2 protein-coding genes are annotated in these 1,356 nt (G+C 46.3%); both read right to left on the bottom strand.

All coding sequences use genetic code 11. From position 1 onward, the window contains the following. Positions 1-426, bottom strand: a 426-nt coding sequence (locus tag A3756_RS15085) for a uracil-DNA glycosylase (protein WP_156490500.1), incomplete at its 3' end; no start/stop codon positions are given. A gap of 29 nt (positions 427-455) precedes the next feature. After that, positions 456-1,356, bottom strand: a 901-nt coding sequence (locus A3756_RS15080; protein WP_304438888.1) for an amino acid--tRNA ligase-related protein, incomplete at its 5' end; no start/stop codon positions are given.

Raw genomic sequence — 1,356 nt, 5'->3', positions numbered from 1 at the left:
GGCACCAGCTCGAGCCTGCTCAACCGTCAACACCGCATTCAGCAATAGCACACCTTGATCGGCCCAAGAAATTAGATTTCCTGAAATTGGAATCGGCATGCCTGTATCCGTGTTGAGTTCTTGATATATATTACGTAATGAAGGCGGTATTGCTACACCCGGCTGAACCGAGAAACACAAACCATGCGCCTGCCCAGGCCCGTGATACGGGTCCTGCCCGATAATAACAACCTTTACCTCTTCAAAAGCGGTATGATTCAGCGCATTGAAGATTTCGGAGCCTTGCGGATAAATAATTTTACCCGCAGCCTTTTCGCTGCTTAGAAATCCACGTAAAGACTGCATGTAAGGCAGGGTAAGCTGGTCGCCGACAACTTGCTGCCAGGACTCACTCAGTCTACCTTCTTTTTCTGAACCTTCAGCCATCATATGAAACCCAAACAATAAGCCCCTTATTAAGATACTGGCTTCATGTGCGGGAACAAAATAACGTCTTTAATGGTTGGGCTGTCGGTAAATAGCATCACTAGCCTATCAATACCGATACCCTCACCTGCAGTAGGTGGCATACCGTATTCAAGAGCCTGGATGTAATCTGAGTCGTAATGCATCGCTTCATCATCACCAGCATCTTTTTCTTCAACCTGCTTGCGGAAGCGGTCAGCCTGGTCTTCAGCGTCATTAAGCTCCGAAAAGCCATTTGCCAATTCACGGCCGCCAACAAAGAACTCAAAACGGTCAGTGATAAATGGGTTGTCATCATTTCGACGCGCTAATGGAGAAACTTCCCATGGGTAGGCAGTAATAAAAGTAGGCTGATCGAGCTTTTCTTCAGCAGTCTCTTCAAAGATTTCGCATAACCACTTACCTGCACCCCAGGCAGATTGCTTAGCATCTTCTCTAATACCGACCTGGCGTCCATAGGCAATCATTTGCTCCAAGTTATTTCCGGCGTCGTTGATGATAGACGGCTCAAAGTCTGGATTGTACTTAAGCACCGCTTCGGCCATTGTCATGCGCTCGAAGGGTTTGGCAAAGTCATAGACCGTCTCGGAAATCACTTCGCCATCTGCATCTTTCTTAGTTGATTTAATGTCAGTTGTACCCAGTACATCCAAGGCGATAGTACGCAGCATGTCTTCAGTAGTATCCATTAAGTCATGATAAGTTGCGTAAGCCTGGTAGAATTCGATCATTGTGAATTCAGGATTATGACGGGTCGAAAGACCTTCATTTCTGAAGTTACGGTTAATTTCAAACACTCGCTCAAAACCACCTACAACCAAGCGCTTCAAGTACAATTCTGGCGCGATACGCAAGTACATACCGATATCCAGTGCATTGTGATGCGTTTCA

Source organism: Oleiphilus sp. HI0086 (assembly GCF_001635225.1).
Note: the sequence above shows the minus strand (reverse complement) of the source record. Positions and strands in the feature narration are given on the sequence as shown.